We start from the raw sequence: 18,061 nt of genomic DNA on the forward strand, positions 1-18,061 counted from the left end.
CATCGACCTGCCGGCTTTGAACGAATCGTTTACAACGATTAGTTGACATCACCTCGTGTGCGAGCCACCCTGATCTCATGCCACCAACTCCCGATCAGCACACCGATCCCTTCACACCCCCGCAGCCGGACCAGGCGCGAGCCCACCGCGTGTACGCGTCTTTGCTGCGCATCGCCGAGCGGCACGCGGCCACCGACGAGCAGCGCCGCCGGCAGGTTCATCCTTCGCTCATCGGGCCGCACGAGGCCGTCAGGCTCGTGTCGTTCCTGCTCAGTGGGGCGGCGCAGCCGGTTGACGGGGAGCCGGAGGTGGATCAGGCCGATATCACTGCCGCGTTGAGCCTGGTCCCGCTGGTTCGCGGGGAGATGGACGAACTGGAAGTCGGGCTCCTCCAGATGGCGCGGGGCCGCGGCATGACCTGGCAGGAGGTCGCCTTCGGACTCGGTCTCGGCACTCCGCAAGCCGCCCGGCAGCGTTACGAACGGCTGGCCAGCCGCGCCGCGGCCGAGGCGGACGGCCCGGGGTAGGAAGGCCCCGGATTCAGCGGGCTCAGGGCCGGATGGCGACCAGGAGATCGACCACGTACGTCTCCTCCACCATCCCGTCGGGGAAGATCTCGCCTATGCGGGCGCGCTCCTCGGTGAGAAAGGCGCGGGCGCCGGTTTCGCCGAGGACGAGGAACGCCGAGTGGCTGCCGATGTTGGCGAGATGCGTGTCGAGAGGGACGACGCGGCTCCAGCGCACATGGCGGCGGGTGACCCCGAGGCCCGCGAGGCCCGCGAGCTGGATGGCGCGGTCGTCGCCGGGACGCTCCTTTGAGGGGGACTTCACTCCGCAGTGGTGTGCGATGCGCTCGTCCTGCGTGGCGATCCACGGCACATCGAGGGCGCTGGTGTTCCACCAGAGCGCGAGCGCGCCGCCCGGGCGCAGGACGCGCAGCGCCTCGGGGACGGAGCGGGTGGTGTCGGTCCAGTGCCAGGACTGCGCGTAGGTGATGAGGTCGTGGGACGCGTCGGCGAGGGGCAGGGCGTTGCCGTCGCCTCGGACGATCGGCGCGTCGGGCAGCGTACGGCGGAACTGGGCCGCCATGCCGCCGCCGGGCTCGACGGCGGTCACGTCGGCGCCGCGCTCGCGCAGCAGGGACGTGGCGATTCCGGTGCCCGCACCGACGTCGGCGACACGGGCGCCGGCGAGGGGGCGCCCCATGAGTTCCTCGACGGCGTCCAGGAGGGCGGGCGGGTAGGAAGGGCGGTTCGCGGCGTACTGGGCGGCGGCCGCGTTGAACGAATGGGCGCGTGATGTGGCGGTCATGCGTCCATCCTCCTCCGCGCCCCGTGTGCTGGGCGAGTCAGGCGGGTTGAGGCGGGGCCGGCGTTGATCGTGCCGGTGCGCCTCGACGCGGCACAGCGGCAAACAGGCAACCGGGCGACCGGCAGCGGGGGCCTCAGGGCGTCAGCTCGCGGCCGTGCTCTGCGCTCGGGAGAGGGCGACGTCGAGGACGACCAGCAGCGCGTCCCGGACCGAGCCCATCTTCCGGGCGTCGAAGACGATCAGCGGTACGTGCTCGGAGACGTCCAGCGCCCACCGCACCTCGTCGAGGTCGTGCTGCACCTCCCCGTCGAAGGCATTGACGGCGACGGCGAAGGGGATGTCCTTGTGCTCGAAGTAGTCCACCGCCGCGTAACAGTCGTCCAGGCGGCGGGTGTCCACGATCACCAGGCCGCCGAGGGCGCCCTCGACCACGTCGTCCCACATGAAGCCGAACCGGTCCTGGCCCGGCGTGCCGAACAGATAGAGCTTCAGCGTCGGGTCGATGGTGATGCAGCCGAAGTCCATGGCGACCGTGGTGGTGGTCTTGCCGGGGGTGTGCGTGAGGTCGTCCACGCCCGCGGCGACCTCCGTGATCGCGGCCTCGGTGGTCAGCGGACGGATCTCGGAGATCGCGCCCACGGCCGTGGTCTTGCCGACCCCGAAGCCGCCGGCGATGACCAGCTTGACCGGCAGCGGCGGCTGCGCAGCCGATGGCTGTTCAGCTGCTGTCGCGGAGTGTGCCCCGGGAGTCGGGGACGGCACGGAGACCATCGATAACCCTTCGCAGTACGGAGATGTCCTGGGTCGCCTTGGCGTTCGGCACATGCACCACCAGATGCCCGGCGGTGCACAGGTCCCCCGCCAGCACCCGGACCACGTTGAGATGCAGTCGCAGCCGGGCGGCGAGCTCGGCCACCGACTGCGGGCGCCGGCAGGCGGCGACGAGGTCGTGGCGTTCGAAGGTGAGCGAGTCCAGGGCGGAGAGCCCGGTCGGGGTCGCCACCACCTGCGACTCGAGCGGGAGCGACAGCCCGGCGCCGCTCCCCGACACCCGGCCGGCGGTCAGCAGGAACGGCCGGATCGCCGAGGCGCGGCCGGCCGGCTCCGGCGGTTCCCAGGCGCTGCCCGCTGCCTCGTGCGGTACTGGTTCACCGGCGGCCATCATGATCCCCTTCTGAATGCCTGTGCCCTCTGCCCCTGTGTGGTGGGACGGGTCAGCCGGCCGGGGCGGCGCCGGCGTTCCTCTTCAGCTCCAGCACCAGCTGAGGAGTGAGCGCGGCTCCGGCCCGGTTGGCGAACAGGGCCATCTCATAGGCGATGTTGCCCAGCTTCGCCTCCTTCGAGGCCACCACGCCGAGAACGGCCCCGCTGCCGATGGCCGACACCAGCACATGACCGCCCTCCAGGTCGATGATGACCTTGTTGAGGCCGCCGAGGCCGTAGTTTCCGGAGGCGCCCGCGGCGAGGCTGGTGATGCCGGAGACGATCGCGGCGAGCCGCTCCGAGTCGGCCGGCTCGCGCAGTTGGGAGACGGCGATCAGCAGGCCGTCGGTGGACACCGCGATGGCGTCCACCACTCCGGCGGTCTCGCTGGCGAACCGGTCCAGCAGCCAAGTGAAGTCGGCTGCGGCGGCGCGCAGATCGGTGGGTTGCGCCCGCTCCTCGGAACTGCCGTTATCTGTCGGCGTGGTCACTGCCCGACTCCTTCCTGGATCGCTGTGGTGGGGACGCCGCTGGTTCCGTCGAGGTGGCGGCGCTGTCCCGCTGGGCCCTGCGTACAGCGGCCTCGAACTCGTCGAGTTCGCTGCGGACCGCCTCGGCGTCGACGGTTCGGCGCCCGGTCGGGATGACCTGGTCGGCCGACGTCGTGGTCGTGGCGAGGGTCGCTCCCCGTACCCGCCTGCGCAGCGAGCGGGGGGACGGTGCGTCAGAGGCGGCCGGCGGCGTGTCGGCGGCGGCGCTGGTGGTGGCCCGCTCGTCGGTCGCCGCGGTCCGCTCCGCGCTCTTGCGGTTCGGGATGCGCCGGGGCAGCCCGCCCGACTGCGCCGGCGCGGTGACGGGGGTCCGCACGGGCAGCGGCGTGGGCGCGGCGGATTCCCGCTCGGGCTGTGTCAGGGGGTCCGGCCTCGCCGGGAGTTCCCATACGGTTCCGGCCTTGGCCGCGTCCGTCGCCGTGCCCGCGTCCGTGGTCGGCGTCAGGTCCAGCGGGCTCACGGTCAGCATCAGCGCGGCCGGGATCCAGACGGAGCCGGTGACCCCGCCCCCGGGCGTGCGGCTCAGGGTGACCCGGATGCCCCAGCGCCGGGCGAGGCTGCCGACCACGAAGAGGCCGAGCACCTTGCTCGGTACGAGGTCGAGCCGCTCGCGGCGGACGAGCCGGGCGTTCTCCTCGTCGAGGCGTTCCGCGCTCATCCCGAGGCCGTGGTCGATGACTTCGATCAGCGCCCCGCCGTCCGAGCTGACGTCGGTGCCGGGCCGGACGACCACCTCGACGGGCGTGTGGGAGGGCGAGAAGGAGACCGCGTTCTCCAGCAGTTCGGCGAGCATCAGCGTCAGGTCGGCGATGATGTCGGGCGCGACGGTGATCTCCGTCTCGGCCCGCAGGGCCACCCGCTGGAACCCCTCGATCCGGCCGAGTCCCGCCCGGATGACGTTGGCCAGGGTGGTCGGCCGGGCCTCCACGTCGGTCTCCCGGATGCCGGCGAGCAGCATCAGGCTGTCGGCGTTGCGCTGGAGGCGTACGGCGATGTGGTCGATGCGGTAGAGCCGCTCCAGGACCTCGGGGTCGGTCTCCTCGCGTTCGACGGCGTCGATCAGCATGAGCTGGCGCGCGGTCAGGTTGGAGACGCGGCGTCCGACGTTGCCGAACATCTCGGCGACGTTGCGGCGGCTGAGGACCTGCCGTTCCAGCAGCGCCGCTGCGGTGACCTGCACCTGGTTGAAGGCCTCGGCGAGGTCGCCGATCTCGTCGCGGACCGGGACCGGGATCGGACGCGGGCGCAGCGGGGTGCGCTCCGCCGACTCGTCGTCGTCCTCGACCCGGGCGAGTTCCTGGCCCGCCACGTCGACCACCTGGTGCGCGGCGCCGGTGAGGGCCGTCAGGGGGCGTACGACCGAGCGGCGGACCAGGACGGAGAACGTCAGCCAGACGACGAAGCCGAGCAGGGCGAGCGCGAGCATGGCCAGCGCCTTGTGCAGGGCGCTTTTGGAGAGGGAGTCGGCCTGGTCGGCGATCTGTCCGATGAGCGACTGGGTGATGTCGAGGCGGGCCTCGGCCTGGCGGGTTCCGGCGGCCATCGCCTTGCGCAGCTGCTGCGGCGTCTGGCCCTGCAGGGAGGTCGGGTCGATCTCGAGCTCCGCGAACTGGTCCGAGATGCCGTTCTGCTCGGCTTCTTGGTCGATACCGCTGAGGGCCAGGACCTGGGCCCGGGTGGCGATCCTGGCGAACCGTTCCGCCTGGTAGTCGTAGACCGCCTGGGCGCTGACCGCGCGGCTGTACTCGGTGAGGGCGTTGGCGTCCTGGGTCTGCGCGGAGAACACCCCGCTCTCGAAGGCCGCGTGGGCGGCGTCGGCGCGCAGCGCCGCGTCGAGCAGCCGGATGACCGAGGACGACGAGGTGCCGGAGGAGGTGTCGAGCCCGATGCCGTCGATCAGGTACTCAACCGCGCCCGCGTACGCCGGGCTGATGCCGGCGGCGGAAACCGAGCCCCGTTCGACCTTGTCGCGCAGCACGGCGAGGCCCCGGACGTACTCAAGAGCCTGTGCCTCCTCCTTCGGCAGGCCCTGCTCGGCGAAGGCCTCACGCACGGCGTTGGCCTGGTCGTCGGTGGTGTCCTGCGCCTTGCGGTAGGCGTTGGTCGAGGGCAGGGCGGTGCCGGGCCGGAGCGCGTCGTGCTGCACGGACAGCAGCAGCGCCTGGCGGAGTTCGGCCTGGAGGTCGTTGATCAGCTCCGCGACCTGCTTGCTGTCGCGCACCACGTCGGCGGTGCGGCCGGCGTCCTGGGCCGCGTTCACCTGGCTGGTGACGCCGACGGCCAGCAGCACGCCGACGACCGCGACGGGCACGATCACCAGGACGTTGATTTTCCGCCGGAACGGCCATCGGTCGAGGAGGGCTCCCGCCCTCCGGCGGGAGCGCGGCGTCAGCGGCGCACTGTCGGACGAGTCGGGTTCGGAATCGGATGCGGGTTCGGGCTTGGATTCAAGCGACGGATCCGCCGTGTCCACAGACACCCCGGGCCTCCTTTCATATGCTTCTGAGCGGTGACCGAGGTGTTGTTGGTGCCGACCGCCGACGACCGGGGAGCGTGACTCTCTCACAGCGTCACCCGCACGCGCGACGACTCACGCCCGCGTGCGAGCGATGGAATCGCGCCACAGTCCGACCGGCGGTGAACACTACCGTTTGCGCGCAGGCATGCAAGGCATAGGCGATTAAGACCAGGAAACATGTGCTTTCTGCGGCATTTGCCCATGGACAAGGCGCCCTTGAGCACCCTTTGAACGCCCCTCATCGGAGGCCCCGCCACCCGAGAGAACCGGTGCCCGTACCCTGTTCCTCCCCCACCCCGAAGCCGTAGCCCTCTCTTGCCCGCGAGGAGACCCGTGCACTCCACCCGCAAGGCGGTCGCGACCGCCGCCGCGCTCCTGGCCGTGGCCACCGCCGCCGGCTGCGATCCGGATTCCGACACCGACGTCTCCGGTTCTGGCTCCGCCAAGCCCGGCTGTCCCACCGTGCTCGCCAAAGCCAAGCGGGCCGTCGCGAAGGCCGAGGACGTGGACGCCCCCTGGACCGGCCCCACCAGCGGGCCCAAGGCCGTGCGCGGCAAGACCATCGTCTACATCGCCCACACCCTGGCCAACCCTGGCCCCGCCGGAGTCGCCCAAGGCGTCGGGGAGGCCGCCAAGGTCGTCGGCTGGCACGCCCGGATCCTCAACGGCAAGGGCACGACCGCCGGCGTCAAGGCCGCCTTCAAGGAGGCCATCGACGCCAAGGCGGACGGCATCGTCATCAGCGGCTTCGGCCCCGAGATCGTCCCCAAGGAGATCCAGCAGGCCGACGCGGCGGGCATCCCGGTGATCGGCTGGCACGCCACCACCGCCCCCGGCCCCAGCAAGGATCCGAAGCTCTTCAGCAACGTGACGTCCAGGGTCGAGGATGTCGCGAAGATCAGCGCCGACTGGATCATCGCCCGGTCCAACGGCCACGCGGGCGTGGTCGTGTTCACCGACACCACGTCCGGCTTCCCCAAGCACAAGTCCGAGATGATCAAGAAGGAGCTCGCCACCTGCTCCGGCGTCAAGCTGCTGGAGTACAAGAACATCCCCATTCCCGAGGCCAACAGCCGCTCCGTCAAGGAGGCCTCCTCCCTGCTCAAGCGCTTCGGGGACCAGTGGACCTACTCCGTCGCCATCAACGACCTGTACTTCCGCCACGCCGCCCCCGCCCTGCGCGCCGCGGGGAAGGACGGCGACGGCGCCCCGTACAACATCGGCGCCGGTGACGGCGATCCGTCGGCCTTCGAGCGCGTCAACGGCAAGCAGTACCAGGCCGCGACCGTGCCCGAGCCGCTCTCCGAGCAGGGCTGGCAGATCGTCGACGAGTTCAACCGCGCCTTCGCCGGCCAGCCGGCCAGCGGATACGTCGCCCCCGTCCACATCACCACCGCCGCCAACAGCGGTGGCGCGCTGTCCTGGGACTCGGAGGGCTACCGCCAGGCGTACCGCAAGATATGGGACCGCTGACCAGGTGGGCATGTTGACCATCAGGGCGTCGGCGCCTCCTCGGGCGACAGCCCCAGGGCCTTGAGCTCAACCCAGAGCTCCCAGGCGCGCTCGCCCCGCACCCGCGGCGGCGGACCGCCGAACGCCGCCGCGGACCCAAGCCGCCACGCTCACGCGGACGTCACTGCGGGGAGGCGCCGTAGCCGGCCATGGGCGGGGCGTAGGACGCGACCGTGGGGGCGAGTTGTACGCCCGGGGCCAGGCCGAGGGCGACGAGGGCGTCGGGGAGGCCGCGGCCGGTGCGGGCCGCTTCCCAGGAGCCGGGGAGGGCCAGGGGGCGGCAGCTGGCGGCGATGATCTCGAACAGGCGCTGCACCCGGCCGGGTCCACGGGGCGGCAGCTGGCCGCGGAAGTCCTCGTGATGGGCGAGGACGAGGGCGGCGAGGCCGGCGACATGGGCCGAGGCCGGACCGGTGCCGTCCAGCGCCGCGTAGCCGCCGCGCGGCGAGCAGGACAGGACCGCCACGCCGGGGGCGACCGCGTCGACCTCGGGTCCGTACGCGCTGAACCGCGCGGCGAACAGGCCCTCCGGGGTCAGCGGCGGGCCCGCGTGGGTCGCCTGGGAGGTGTCGGGCGGGTACGAGCCGAAGGCGCCCAGCGCGCCGACGGTGAACACGGTGGGCAGCGAGCCGGGGAAGGCGACCGGGCCGCCGAAGTCGCCCGCCGGGGCGACGCAGGCGACGCCCGCGGCGTGGGCGTCGGCGAGCTTGCGGGAGACCAGTTCGGAGGAGTACGGGGTGGCCACCGCGACATGGGCGATGTCGACCTCGGTTTCGATGCAGTGGTCGAGCGCGGCGATCAGATCGCTGAAGTGGCCGCCGGGCAGCACCTGGCAGGCCTCGATCCGGGCGTCGACGGCGATGCCGATGACGCCGGGTCCGGTGTCGGCCGCGGCGATCACGCCCGCCGCGTGGGTGCCGGTGCCGATGGTGTCCTGGGCCCAGCCCTGTTCCGTTCCGCCGACCAGATCCGCCCCGGAGCGCACCCGGTCCTTCAGGTCGGGGTGGTCGGCGGCGACGCCCGAGCCGATGACCGCGACCTTCACCCCGAAGCCGCGGAAGGTGGGCGGCAGCCGGTCGAGACGCATGGCCTGCTGGCCCCAGCCGTACTGCTGCCGCTCCTCAAGTCCCGGGTACACCTTGGCCAGCGGGGTGAGGGTGACCAGGTTCTCCTGGGTCGCCGAGAGGTCCGGACGGTGGATCCAGCGGTCGACATAGCCACCCGCGGGGCGGACGTACAGGGCCTGGACGGACTGCGCCGACTCGGTGGCCAGCAGCAGCGTCGCCGTCCCGTCGGCGCCCGTGATGCCCTGGGCCGGCCAGGACGCCCCGATGAGGAACACCCCGGCCCCGGCCAGCGGCTCCTCGTCCGGGCCGCAGACCCGCAGCGCGATCTCCACGGGTGCTTCCAGCGGGGCGACCAGCCCCGGGTCGGCCAGCGGCATCATCCCCGCCACCGGCCCGGTGGCCGCGCCCGCGCCCGACCTGGTCAGCGGCAGGTCCGGCTCCACATGGACGTGCGCCGACCGCATCGAGGGCACCTGGTCCTCGGCCGCCTCGACCACCGCGATCTCCGGACAGGAGGCGGGCGGCCCCGCCGAGTCCGGCCTCTCCGAGGGCCGGAGCCGGCGGACCACCGTGACCTCCGGCATCCGGCCCAGCCGCTCGCACACCGCGTCCATGTCGAGCGCGGCCACTCCGGGCGGGAGCAGGTGCTGGGGCAGCGGGGTCACCAGGTACCGCTCGCGGCGCGGCCGCACCGCGATGGGGCGCCGCGCGTTCTTCTTGCGCGGCCCCTCCTCCCTGCCCGCGCCCGCGCGCCCGGGCTCGCCCGCGCCTCCGGATGCGCCGTCCCTGTCGTTCTCGGGCCTGTTCTTGAGCATCACGTCCACCTTCACCACGCCAACGTCGTCCTTGCGCTTGTGCTCCGGCGACCGGGGGCCGCGCTCCCACGGTGATGCGGTGTGCTCGGGAACCGTTCCTCCGGGCACACCGCACCGCGTCAACCCACGCGTCAGCCGAGGCCGAACGGCTGCTGGTACTGCTGGTACGGCTGCTGGCCGAACTGCTGCATGCCCATGCCCGGCTGGCCGAAGCCCTGCTGGCCATAGCCCTGCTGACCGAAGCCCTGCTGCTGGCCGAAGCCCTGCTGGCCCTGCTGGCCCTGCTGGCCCTGCTGACCCTGCTGACCCTGCTGCTGGATCAGCGTCGCGATCGCGACCGGCAGCGCCTGTTGTACGGCCTGCTCCACGGCCTGCCGGACCCCGTTGTGCAGCGAGTAGTGCAGCGCCACGGCCAGGTACGGGTGCGCCTGCTGCCCCAGGCCCTGCTGGTTGATCTGCTGGAGCTGCTGGATGGTGTGCTGCATGCGCTGCGCGATCTGCTGGCTCGCCTGCTGGCAGGCCTGTTGCATCGCCTGCTGCACGATCTGGCCGATTTGCTGCTGGCCCATCTGGGGCTGGGTCTGCTGCATGGGCTGAGTGCCAGTCATCACCGACATGGATCCTCCACACGACGACTTCGAAGGGGAAGGACACAGGGGCGACACGCCCCGTATGCCCTAATTGTTACATTTACGCTAAGTCGGTGTCAGGATCCTCCGCAATCGGAGATCGGCCGTCAGCGCACCAACGCCCCCAGCGCCGTACGCACCTGGGCCAGCGGATCCTCCCCCACCGGACGCAGCACGACCGTCTCCGCGCCCGCCTCCCACAGGACCCGGACCCGTTCGGCGACGGTGGCGGCGTCGCCCGCCGCGAGGAACACCTCGTCGCGCTGGACGCCGAGCCATTCGGAGTACTCGTCGCGCACGGGCGCGGTGGCCGTCGCCACGCGCCCGGGGTCGTCGGCCACGCACAGATGGGTGAAGACGATCAGCTCGTGCGGCCGGGTGGCACCGGCGGCGGCGCGCCCTTTCGCGATGTGGCCGAGCGCGGCGGCGATCGCGCCCGGGCCCTGGCCCTCGGCCATGACCGTGCCGTCGGCGGCGCGGCCGGACAGCTCCAGCGAGCGGGGGCGTACGACACCCGAGACGACCGGCGGGGGCTCTGCGGGCGGGTGGACCAGGGTCACGCCGTCGATGTGCACGGCCCGGCCGTCGAGGGTGGCCGTCCCGCCGCGCAGCAGGGTGCGCACCACCGTGATCGTCTCTTCGAGCAGCGCGAGCGGGGTCGGGGACGCGGCGCCGACCTGGGCCATCCACGGCGGCACGCCGTGCCCGACGCCCGCGACGAACCGGCCCGGGAACACCCGGGCCACCGTGGCCAGTTCCATGGCGAGCAGCGCCGGGTTGCGCAGCGGGGCCGGGGCGATCCCGATGCCGACCCGCAGCCGCTCGGTGGCCGCCAGCGCGAGCGTCGCCGAGCCGATCCCCCCGGCCCAGCCCAGGTCCTCGACGACCCACAGGTCGTCCGCCCCGTACTCCTCCACCGCCCGCGCGAACGCGGACAGTTCCTCGGGCTTGCGGTCCCGGTCGAACATCACGCCGATACGGCGGCGCGGCGAAGCCTCGTTGATCACGGGATCGTTAATCACCAGGTCCTTGGTCATCCGGCCAATGTAAGCGGCGCGGGCGGGGCGGAGAAGGGGATCAAGACCCGGCTCCCCCGCTACCGTGGCCGCATGGAGGGGACCGACGGGACCGACTGGGCCGAGCGCGTACGCACGCTGCGGCAGTGGTCGCAGAACGGGGAGCGGGCGCCGCACAAGCCGCTGCTCATGCTGTACGCGCTGGGGCGGTTCCAGCGGGACGCGGGCCAGGCGCTGCGGTTCACCGAGGTCGAGGCGGATCTCAAGCGGCTGTTGCGGGAGTACGGGCCCAGGCGCAGCACCACCGCCGCCTACCCGTTCCACCACCTGGTGAACGACGGGGTGTGGGAGGTGCGGACCGACGCGGGCGGGGGCAGCCCGGGCACGGCGCTGGGCGCGCTGCGCGCGAGCGGGGCGGCCGGGCGGCTCGCCCCCGGCCTGCGGGACGCGCTGACCGCCGACCCCGCCCTGCTCGGCCGCCTCGCGGGGCTCCTCCTCGACCAGCACTTCGCGCCCTCCCTCCACCCCGACCTCGCCGACGCCGTCGGCCTTGACCTGACCGCAGCCGACGGAGCGCGCGGCACCCGCCGGATACGCCACGGGGCCGCCGAGATGCGGGAGCGGGTGCTGGCGGCGTACGAGAGCCGCTGCGCGTTCTGCGGCTACGACGGGGCGATCGGCGGGGCGGGCGGCGGCGCGGGCGGTCCGGTACCGGTGGGCCTGGAGGCCGCGCATGTGCGGTGGTGGGCCTTCGCGGGACCGGACGAGCTCTCCAACGGGCTGTGTCTGTGTTCCCTCCACCACAAGCTGTTCGACAAGGGCGTGCTGGGCCTCGACGGGAAGCGACGGATCCTGGTGTCCCAGCACTTCACCGGCCGCTCCGAGGCCGCTCACACGTATGTGCTGCGGCTGGGCGGGCGGCCAGTGCTCGGGCCACGGCCGGGCAGCGCGCGGATCGCCGGGGAGCACATCGACTGGCACATGGCGCAGGTCTTCCGCGGCGAGGCGCGGGTACCGGTGTCGAGCCCGGCTAGCTGACGGCGGCAGGTTCGGGCGCGGGTTCCTCGCTCAGGCCGATGCGTCGGTGCAGTCGGCGCAGCGGCGCGGGCGCCCACCAGTTGGCCCGGCCGGCCAGCCGCATCAGGGCGGGCACCAGCACCCCGCGGATGAGCGTGGCGTCCACGATCACCGCCAGGGCCATGCCGACCCCCAGCTGCTTGAGGAAGACCACATCGCCGGTGGCGTAGGCGGCGAAGGAGCAGGACAGGACCGCGGCGGCCGCCGTGACCAGCGGCGCGCTGCGCGCGATGCCGAGGGGTACGGAGGCCACGGCGTCGCCGGTGCGGTCGTACTCCTCCTTGATCCGCGAGAGCAGGAACACCTCGTAGTCCATGGACAGCCCGTAGGCGATGCAGAACATCAGGATCGGGATGCTCGGCTCGATCACGCCGGTGGGGGTGAAGCCGAGCGGGCCGGAGAGGTGACCGTCCTGGAAGACGAAGACCAGTGCGCCGAACATCACGGACAGGCTGAGCACATTGAGCACGGACGCCTTGAGCGGTGCCACGACGCTGCCGGTCATCACGAACAGCACGGCGAAGGTCACCAGCACGATCAGCCCGGCGACCAGGGGCAGCCGGTCCGTCACCCCGTCGCGGTAGTCGGTGAGTTCCGCCGGATAGCCGCCGACGTGCACGGCGAACGGCGCCCGGACCTCCCGTACGTCGCGGACCAGGCCGGTGGGGTCGGCCTCCAGCCGCTTCGAGGCGGGCATGACCACCAGCCGGGTGCCGCTGCCGTCCCGCGCGGCGAAGGAGGTGCCGGACGGTGCGGACACGGGCTCCCCCGCGGCGTACGAACCGGCGGCCGAGTCGACGCGCGCGACGCCGCCGATCCGGGACAGTGCGGCGGCGTACGGCCCGGCTGCCCGGCCGTCACCGTCGCGGGCGACGACCTGGACGGCGTCGGCCTCCTCGACCGTGAAGCCGTCCCGGACCTTGTCGTACATCTGGCGGGCCGGGGCCGAGGTGGGCAGCACACGGTCGTCCGGCAGCCCGAAGCGCACGCCGAGGAACGGGGAGCCGAGCAGCACCAGCACGGCGAGCGCGGCACCGCCGGACAGCAGCGGACGGCGCATCACGTGCGTGGCGGCGCGGAACCAGAAGCCCGCCGTCTCGCGCCCGGCCGCTGCCCCGCGCCGCTCGACCCGGTGCCCCAGCAGGACGAGGGCGGCGGGCAGCAGCACGGTCGCGCCGAGGACGGCCGCCAGGACGACGGCGACGCCCGCGTACGCGAAGGAGCTGAGGAACGGGAAGGGGAAGACCAGCAACACCGACAGCGAGGCGGCGACGGTGCCGCCGCTGAAGAGCACGGTGCGGCCCGCGCCCCGTACGGTGCGCGCGACCGCCACGGGCACCTCGGCACCGCGCCGCAGCTCCTCCCGGAACCTGAAGACGACGAAGAGCCCGTAGTCGACACCGAGGCCGATGCCCATGACCAGCGCGATGTTCGAGGCGAAGGTGGAGACCTCGGTGAACGCCACGACGGCGCGCAGCAGCGCCAGCGAAACCAGCACCGCGAAGATCCCGATGCCGACAGTGACGAGCGCGGCGGACAGCCGCCGGTAGACCCACCACAGCAGCAGGAACACCAGCGGCAGGATGACCGTCTCGGCGCGCAGGAAGTCCTTCCGAGCCCGTTCCATGGTCTGCCGGAAGACCTCGTCGCCGCCGCCGACCTCGACGCCGATCACGTCACCGGTGCGGTTGAAGCGCTCGGCCAAGCCGGGCAGCAGCTCCCGCCGCACCTCGTTGGCGTCGCCCGGCGCCCAGGCCAGGACGAGGGCGCGGCGGGCGTCCTTGTCGCGCAGGGTGTCCGAGGCGTCGGTCCAGTACGACCAGGCCCGGGTGACCCCGGGGTAGTCGGCCAGCTCACGGGTGAGGCTCCGGCCCGCGGCCGCCACCGGCGCGCTGTCGACGTTGCCGTGGCGCGCGGTGACCAGCAGGGCCAGATTGGGGCTGCCGGTGCCGTACTCCTCGGCGAGGGTGTCGCGGGCCCGCATGGACTCCGACCCGGGCGCCTCGAAGCGGTTGAGCGAGAGCGCGCCCAGCGCGCCGGCCCCGACGAGAGCCGCGACGACGGCGGTGAGGAGGCCCAGCAGGACGAGCCACCGGGCCCTTCGTGCGATGAATGTGCCCAGCATGAAGTCCCCCGGTCGGGTAGATCACGTATCGTTTACGAATAGACATTCGCGTTTGGCTTGCCGACAGATTACGAATAATTATTCGCGTTTTCAAGGCCGTTCCGGGGACGGAGTCGGCGGGAAGGGGGCACTCCATGACCGACGAGGCCGGTGGAGTACGACCGCGACGGCGCCAGGCCAGGGGGGAGCGCCGGATGGAGCAGATCCTCGACGCCTCGGCGACGGTCTTCGCGCGCCTCGGCTACGAGAAGGCCACCACCATCGCCATCGCCGCCGAGGCGGGCATCTCCCCCGGCTCGCTCTACCAGTACTTCCCGAACAAGAAGGCCATCGCGCAGGCCCTGGCCGACCGCTTCGTCACCCGGATGCGCAGCGCGCACCAAGACGCCTTCGACTCCATCGACTTCGTCGCGATCGGCCTCGACGAGGTGCTCGACCGGATCGTCGACCCCATCGTCGCCTTCAACATCGCCCACCCCGGCTTCAAGGCCCTCTTCGCCCGCCCCGACATGCCGGAAGGGCTCGCGGACGCCGCCCGGCCCATCCAGGCGGCCCTGCTCGGCCGGATCGAGGCGATGATCGGCGCCCGCGCCCCCGGGCTGCCTGAGACGGAGCGGCAGGTCACGGCCCGGGTCGCGGTCCAGATCTTCCAGGCCCTGACCCCGCTGGTGATCGCCGTCGAGAGAGACGAGCGCGAGGCGATGGTGGGGGAGTTGAAGAAGGCGCTGCGCGGGTACCTCGGCCCCGTCATCGGATAGCCGGGCACAAGGGCCGCACGGCCGGCCGGTCGCCCGTGGCCCGTGGCCCGTCAGTCCGTGATGCCCAGGTCCTCGCGCATTACGCGACGCATCGCCGACAGCCTCGGCTCGGCCTCCTTGAGCTCGACCAGCGCCGCGGCGGCGGTCTCCCCCTCGCGCGCCAGGCCCCGGTCGATCCGCTTGGCCATGGCGTCGATCCCGGCGAGCACGGTGTTGAGGCCGCGGGACGCCTCCAGGACCCTCTCGGGGACGATCATCTGGGCCTGGGCGTAGCTGTCCCGGTACTCGCGGCGGGCCTCTTCCAGCCCGGTGCGGTCCTCCTCCGTGTAGACGCCGTCCCTGATCCGGTGCAGGGCGTCCTTGAGGAGCGTGTGGAACTGCCGGGAGGCGCGGTTCATGGCGGTGTAGGCGGTCCGGCGCTCCTCGAGGCGGCGCCGCCGGTCCTCGGCGTGCGCCTCTTCGGCGCGCTGCCGGGCCGTCATCCTCTGCTGGAGCAAGGGGGCGAAGAGCGTGCCCAGCACGCCGACGACGGCGGTCAGCATGGCGGCTATGACGGCGGTCACTCCGCCGACCTTAGCCGACGCCACACTCGCCGCCCGAAAGCCGCGGCACTACTGTTTTCCCCCATGGGACCAGCGTCATCGGAAACGCGGGCCGACCGCGCCGACGACGTGCTCGCGCTGGCCCGTCTCGCCGGGGAGCCGGAGTCCGTACGTGCCATCCTCGCCTGGCTCAGCCGCCGCACCGGCGGCCTCGCCGCGCTGGTCGGCCCCACGGGCACGATGCTCGCCACAGCTGAACCGGCCGCCGCGCCGGCCGCCGCCGCGCCGGCCGCGGCCGCTGCCGCCGTCGAACTGCGCCGCCGCGGCGCGCCCTCCGCCGTGCTCGGCGGCGAAGGGGGCCGCGCCGTGCACCTGGTCCGGCTCGGACCCGGCGGGGCGCTCGGGGCCGCCGCCGCTGCGGCAGGCGAGGGCGAGCCGCCGTACCTCACCGTCGTCGGGCCCGATGACCCGCGCTGCGGGGTCCTGCTCGCCGACGCCGCCCGCACCCTCGCGCTGTGCTGGCGGCTGGAGGAGGCGGAACGGGCCCGCCGGCGCGTCGAGTCCGCCGAGGCGCACAGCCGCGAGGCGGTGCTGCACCTCCTCATGGTCGGCAGCGTGCCCGCCGCACAGCGGATCGCCGGGGCGCTGGGCCCGGCCCTGCCCGCCCTCGCCCGGGTGTACGTGGTCGAGGGTCCGGGCCATCGGCGGCCCGAGATCGCGGGCCGGATCGACCGTGTGGCGCGGGGCCGGGCGTGGATCGTGCCCTGCCCCGTACGCTCCAACCACCTCATCGCCCTCGTGCCCCCAGGACCGGAGGGGGAGGGGGCCGAGGAGCCGAAGCGCGCGGACGGGCTCGCCCGGCTGATCGCCCGTCAGGTCCCCGAGTGCCGGGTCGGCGCGAGCGCCGAGCACCCGCTGCGGGACACCCCGGTCGGCTACGAGCAGGCGTTCCACGCCCTCGCCGTGGCCCGTGGCGCGCCCCAGCGGTACGCCGGTTTCGGCAGGCACACCGACATCACGGCGCTCGCGAGCCCCGAGGCGCGGCGGTGGGCACGGGAGTTGCTGGGGCCCTGCCTGCGGTACGTCCCGCCGCGCCGCGCCGACCCGGGCGCGCAGGAGCTGCTGGGCACGCTCGGCTCATGGCTCAGCTTCGGCGGCGCCGCCAACCGCCATCTCAAGATCCACCGCAATACGCTCGCCGCGCGCATCCGCCTCATCGGCGATCTGCTCGGCCTGGACATCGGCCACAGCCTGGCCGGCCAGTCCGCGGCCTGGCTCGCGCTGCGGCTGCACGGCGCACCCCACGGCACCGCCGAGACGCCCGCCGAAAAGCCCCCGGCCCCCGCCTCGCTCGACGCCCTGCTGTCCTCCCCCGCCGCCGGGCTGTGGGCCCGTGCCCAGCTCCGCCCCCTCGACGAGGCCGGGCCCGCGGCCGTCCCCGAGACCGTACGCGCCTGGCTGCGCGCGGACGCGCGGCTGCCAGCTGCCGCCGCCGCCCTCGGCATCTCGCTGCCCGGCGCGCGCAAGCGGCTGGCCAGGGCCGAAGAGGTGCTGGGGCGCTCGCTGCTGCGCGCGCCGAGCGCGAAGTACGAACTGTGGCTGGCGGTGCGGGCGTCGGGCTCGCTCTGAGCCGTCCCCGCCGCCACACCGGAGATCACCGTTCGAAGGGCAACCGCCGCGCGCCGTGACTGTGCACAGTGTTCCTCGCGGCGCCCACCGCCCGCGCCTAATGTCCTGGGCAAGCCCCGGGGGACCGTGCCGGAGCCGACCTCGAAGCCTCCCTGAGGGCCGTACGCACGCCCCCCGTTCACGTACGGCAACCGAGTCGGCACGGCCCTCCGGGCACCGGCCCCGCACACAGAACAGGACCACAGGACCGCTGATGAGCCATCACCACGACTCGGAGCTCGCCCGCCAGGACCCGCGGCTCGACATCAGCGACACCTACCTCTTCCGCGGCACCACCGGCACCGTCTTCGTCGTCAACGTCAACCCGCTGTCGGGCGGCGGCGGCTTCCACGACGACGAGAGCCGCTACGAGATCAAGGTGGACACCGACGGCGACGCCGTCGAGGACATCACCTACCGCTTCACCTTCTCGGCCCCGGCCGCCGACGGCAGCCAGCGCTGGGAGCTGAGCCGCCTCGACGGCGCGGCCGCCCGCGACCGCTTCGCGGACGGCCCCGTGCTGCTCACCGGCACCACCGGCGAGCCCGCGCAGACGCCGGAGGGACTGCGCGCGTGGGCGGGCCCGGCCGGGGACCCGTTCTGGATCGAGGGCACGGTCGTCACCGCTGTGAAGACCGGCATCGCGCAGGGCACCGCGCCCGACCTGACGGACTTCGAACCCGCCCGGGCCGCCAACCTCTTCGCCGGCACCACCGTCCAGGCGATCGTCCTGGAGGTGCCGGACGAGGCCTTCGGCGGTGCCGGAGCCGCCATCGGCTTCTGGGGCTCCACCGTGCTCGCCACCGACGCGGGCGGCTGGCGACAGATCAACCGCTGCGCCAACCCGCTGCTCAACACGCTCTTCGACCTCGAGGACGCCGAGCGGCACATCGACTTCAACGCCACCGAGCCCGCCGAGGACCGAGACCGCTACGGAGCCGAGATCCTCCGGGCCGCCGAGCGGGCCGCGGCGGCCGTGGGCGCGGTGCCCGACGCCGCGGCGCACGCCGCCCGCGTACGGGACCTGTTCCTCCCCGACCTGCTGCGGTACGAGGTGGGCAGCGAGGCGGTCTTCGCGGTCGACCGGCGCAATGGGCGCGGGCTGACCGACTGCGTGCCCGAGGTGATGTTCGAGCTGGTCCTCGGGGCGCCCGTCAAGCTGGGGCTGGACGCGAGCTCGGCCACGGGGGTGCCGAGCGACGTCTTCCCCTACCTGTCGGTGGCCGGGGCACGGCACTGACGGCCGTGCCCCGGCCGCCGCGGGAGCCC

Annotated in this window: 16 protein-coding genes; 6 read left to right on the top strand and 10 right to left on the bottom strand. The window is 73.1% G+C overall.

The window, feature by feature from the left end; all coding sequences use genetic code 11:
* Positions 1 to 77: 77 nt before the first annotated feature.
* The gene (locus PV419_RS09720) at positions 78 to 527 is read left to right on the top strand and encodes a DNA-binding protein (RefSeq protein ID WP_319687476.1); all 450 of its coding nucleotides are present in this window, start codon (positions 78 to 80) and stop codon (positions 525 to 527) included.
* 22 nt (positions 528 to 549) lie between these two features.
* Here PV419_RS09720 and PV419_RS09725 read toward each other — a convergent pair whose 3' ends face one another.
* From PV419_RS09725 to PV419_RS09745, 5 genes are all read right to left on the bottom strand, one after another.
* A complete protein-coding gene (locus PV419_RS09725; RefSeq protein ID WP_319687478.1) occupies positions 550 to 1,311 on the bottom strand; it encodes a class I SAM-dependent methyltransferase in 762 nt (253 codons plus the stop codon).
* Positions 1,312 to 1,452: 141 nt separating this feature from the next.
* A complete protein-coding gene (locus tag PV419_RS09730; protein WP_319687480.1) occupies positions 1,453 to 2,082 on the bottom strand; it encodes a GTP-binding protein in 630 nt (209 codons plus the stop codon).
* Complete coding sequence (locus tag PV419_RS09735) at positions 2,030 to 2,473, bottom strand: DUF742 domain-containing protein (RefSeq protein ID WP_415925267.1); 444 nt, start codon at positions 2,471 to 2,473, stop codon at positions 2,030 to 2,032. The genes PV419_RS09730 and PV419_RS09735 overlap by 53 nt, the downstream gene beginning before the upstream one ends.
* A 52-nt stretch (positions 2,474 to 2,525) precedes the next feature.
* On the bottom strand, positions 2,526 to 3,005 hold the full coding sequence (locus PV419_RS09740; protein ID WP_319687484.1) for a roadblock/LC7 domain-containing protein: 480 nt from the start codon (positions 3,003 to 3,005) through the stop codon (positions 2,526 to 2,528).
* Positions 2,986 to 5,544, bottom strand: a complete 2,559-nt coding sequence (locus PV419_RS09745) for an ATP-binding protein (RefSeq protein ID WP_415925268.1) — start codon at positions 5,542 to 5,544, stop codon at positions 2,986 to 2,988. The genes PV419_RS09740 and PV419_RS09745 overlap by 20 nt, the downstream gene beginning before the upstream one ends.
* A gap of 372 nt (positions 5,545 to 5,916) precedes the next feature.
* Here PV419_RS09745 and PV419_RS09750 point away from each other — a divergent pair, with 372 nt between their 5' ends.
* On the top strand, positions 5,917 to 7,056 hold the full coding sequence (locus PV419_RS09750; protein ID WP_319687486.1) for a substrate-binding domain-containing protein: 1,140 nt from the start codon (positions 5,917 to 5,919) through the stop codon (positions 7,054 to 7,056).
* Positions 7,057 to 7,216: 160 nt separating this feature from the next.
* Here PV419_RS09750 and PV419_RS09755 read toward each other — a convergent pair whose 3' ends face one another.
* The 3 genes from PV419_RS09755 to PV419_RS09765 form a co-directional block, all read right to left on the bottom strand.
* Positions 7,217 to 8,977, bottom strand: coding sequence for a S8 family serine peptidase (locus PV419_RS09755; protein WP_319687488.1), 1,761 nt, complete (start codon positions 8,975 to 8,977; stop codon positions 7,217 to 7,219).
* Between the two features lie 131 nt (positions 8,978 to 9,108).
* Positions 9,109 to 9,567, bottom strand: coding sequence for a hypothetical protein (locus PV419_RS09760; protein ID WP_319687490.1), 459 nt, complete (start codon positions 9,565 to 9,567; stop codon positions 9,109 to 9,111).
* A gap of 146 nt (positions 9,568 to 9,713) precedes the next feature.
* Positions 9,714 to 10,643 (bottom strand): LLM class flavin-dependent oxidoreductase, encoded by a 930-nt coding sequence (locus PV419_RS09765; protein WP_319687492.1) that lies wholly within the window; start codon positions 10,641 to 10,643, stop codon positions 9,714 to 9,716.
* Between the two features lie 72 nt (positions 10,644 to 10,715).
* On the opposite strand from PV419_RS09765, the gene PV419_RS09770 reads away from it, so the two are divergent.
* Positions 10,716 to 11,660 carry a phosphorothioated DNA-binding restriction endonuclease gene (locus tag PV419_RS09770; RefSeq protein ID WP_319687494.1) on the top strand — a complete coding sequence of 315 codons (945 nt, stop codon included), beginning with the start codon at positions 10,716 to 10,718 and terminating at the stop codon, positions 11,658 to 11,660.
* On the opposite strand, the gene PV419_RS09775 is transcribed toward PV419_RS09770, so the two are convergent.
* Complete coding sequence (locus PV419_RS09775; protein ID WP_319687496.1) at positions 11,653 to 13,824, bottom strand: MMPL family transporter; 2,172 nt, start codon at positions 13,822 to 13,824, stop codon at positions 11,653 to 11,655. The two genes, PV419_RS09770 and PV419_RS09775, sit on opposite strands and share 8 nt — an antisense overlap.
* A 134-nt stretch (positions 13,825 to 13,958) precedes the next feature.
* Here PV419_RS09775 and PV419_RS09780 point away from each other — a divergent pair, with 134 nt between their 5' ends.
* Complete coding sequence (locus PV419_RS09780; protein ID WP_319687498.1) at positions 13,959 to 14,582, top strand: TetR/AcrR family transcriptional regulator; 624 nt, start codon at positions 13,959 to 13,961, stop codon at positions 14,580 to 14,582.
* Between the two features lie 50 nt (positions 14,583 to 14,632).
* Here PV419_RS09780 and PV419_RS09785 read toward each other — a convergent pair whose 3' ends face one another.
* Complete coding sequence (locus PV419_RS09785; protein WP_319687500.1) at positions 14,633 to 15,145, bottom strand: hypothetical protein; 513 nt, start codon at positions 15,143 to 15,145, stop codon at positions 14,633 to 14,635.
* 63 nt (positions 15,146 to 15,208) lie between these two features.
* Here PV419_RS09785 and PV419_RS09790 point away from each other — a divergent pair, with 63 nt between their 5' ends.
* Together PV419_RS09790 and PV419_RS09795 are read left to right on the top strand one after the other, a co-directional pair.
* Complete coding sequence (locus PV419_RS09790; RefSeq protein WP_319687508.1) at positions 15,209 to 16,753, top strand: PucR family transcriptional regulator; 1,545 nt, start codon at positions 15,209 to 15,211, stop codon at positions 16,751 to 16,753.
* Between the two features lie 253 nt (positions 16,754 to 17,006).
* Entirely contained in the window at positions 17,007 to 18,032 is a 1,026-nt protein-coding gene (locus PV419_RS09795; RefSeq protein WP_319687509.1) for a DUF4331 family protein, read from the top strand.
* Positions 18,033 to 18,061: the final 29 nt, after the last annotated feature.

It is taken from the genome of Streptomyces sp. ME19-01-6 (assembly GCF_033793745.1).
Classification (GTDB): Bacteria; Actinomycetota; Actinomycetes; order Streptomycetales; family Streptomycetaceae; genus Streptomyces.

Excerpts from the sequence above, each read along its gene's own strand:
- PV419_RS09720 (WP_319687476.1), top strand. The coding sequence starts at position 78 with ATGCCACCAACTCCCGATCAGCACACCGATCCCTTCACACCCCCGCAG.
- PV419_RS09725 (WP_319687478.1), bottom strand. The coding sequence starts at position 1,311 with ATGACCGCCACATCACGCGCCCATTCGTTCAACGCGGCCGCCGCCCAG.
- PV419_RS09730 (WP_319687480.1), bottom strand. The coding sequence starts at position 2,082 with ATGGTCTCCGTGCCGTCCCCGACTCCCGGGGCACACTCCGCGACAGCA.
- PV419_RS09735 (WP_415925267.1), bottom strand. The coding sequence starts at position 2,473 with ATGGCCGCCGGTGAACCAGTACCGCACGAGGCAGCGGGCAGCGCCTGG.
- PV419_RS09755 (WP_319687488.1), bottom strand. The coding sequence starts at position 8,977 with ATGCTCAAGAACAGGCCCGAGAACGACAGGGACGGCGCATCCGGAGGC.
- PV419_RS09760 (WP_319687490.1), bottom strand. The coding sequence starts at position 9,567 with ATGCAGCAGACCCAGCCCCAGATGGGCCAGCAGCAAATCGGCCAGATC.
- PV419_RS09765 (WP_319687492.1), bottom strand. The coding sequence starts at position 10,643 with ATGACCAAGGACCTGGTGATTAACGATCCCGTGATCAACGAGGCTTCG.
- PV419_RS09770 (WP_319687494.1), top strand. The coding sequence starts at position 10,716 with ATGGAGGGGACCGACGGGACCGACTGGGCCGAGCGCGTACGCACGCTG.
- PV419_RS09775 (WP_319687496.1), bottom strand. The coding sequence starts at position 13,824 with ATGCTGGGCACATTCATCGCACGAAGGGCCCGGTGGCTCGTCCTGCTG.
- PV419_RS09780 (WP_319687498.1), top strand. The coding sequence starts at position 13,959 with ATGACCGACGAGGCCGGTGGAGTACGACCGCGACGGCGCCAGGCCAGG.
- PV419_RS09790 (WP_319687508.1), top strand. The coding sequence starts at position 15,209 with ATGGGACCAGCGTCATCGGAAACGCGGGCCGACCGCGCCGACGACGTG.
- PV419_RS09795 (WP_319687509.1), top strand. The coding sequence starts at position 17,007 with ATGAGCCATCACCACGACTCGGAGCTCGCCCGCCAGGACCCGCGGCTC.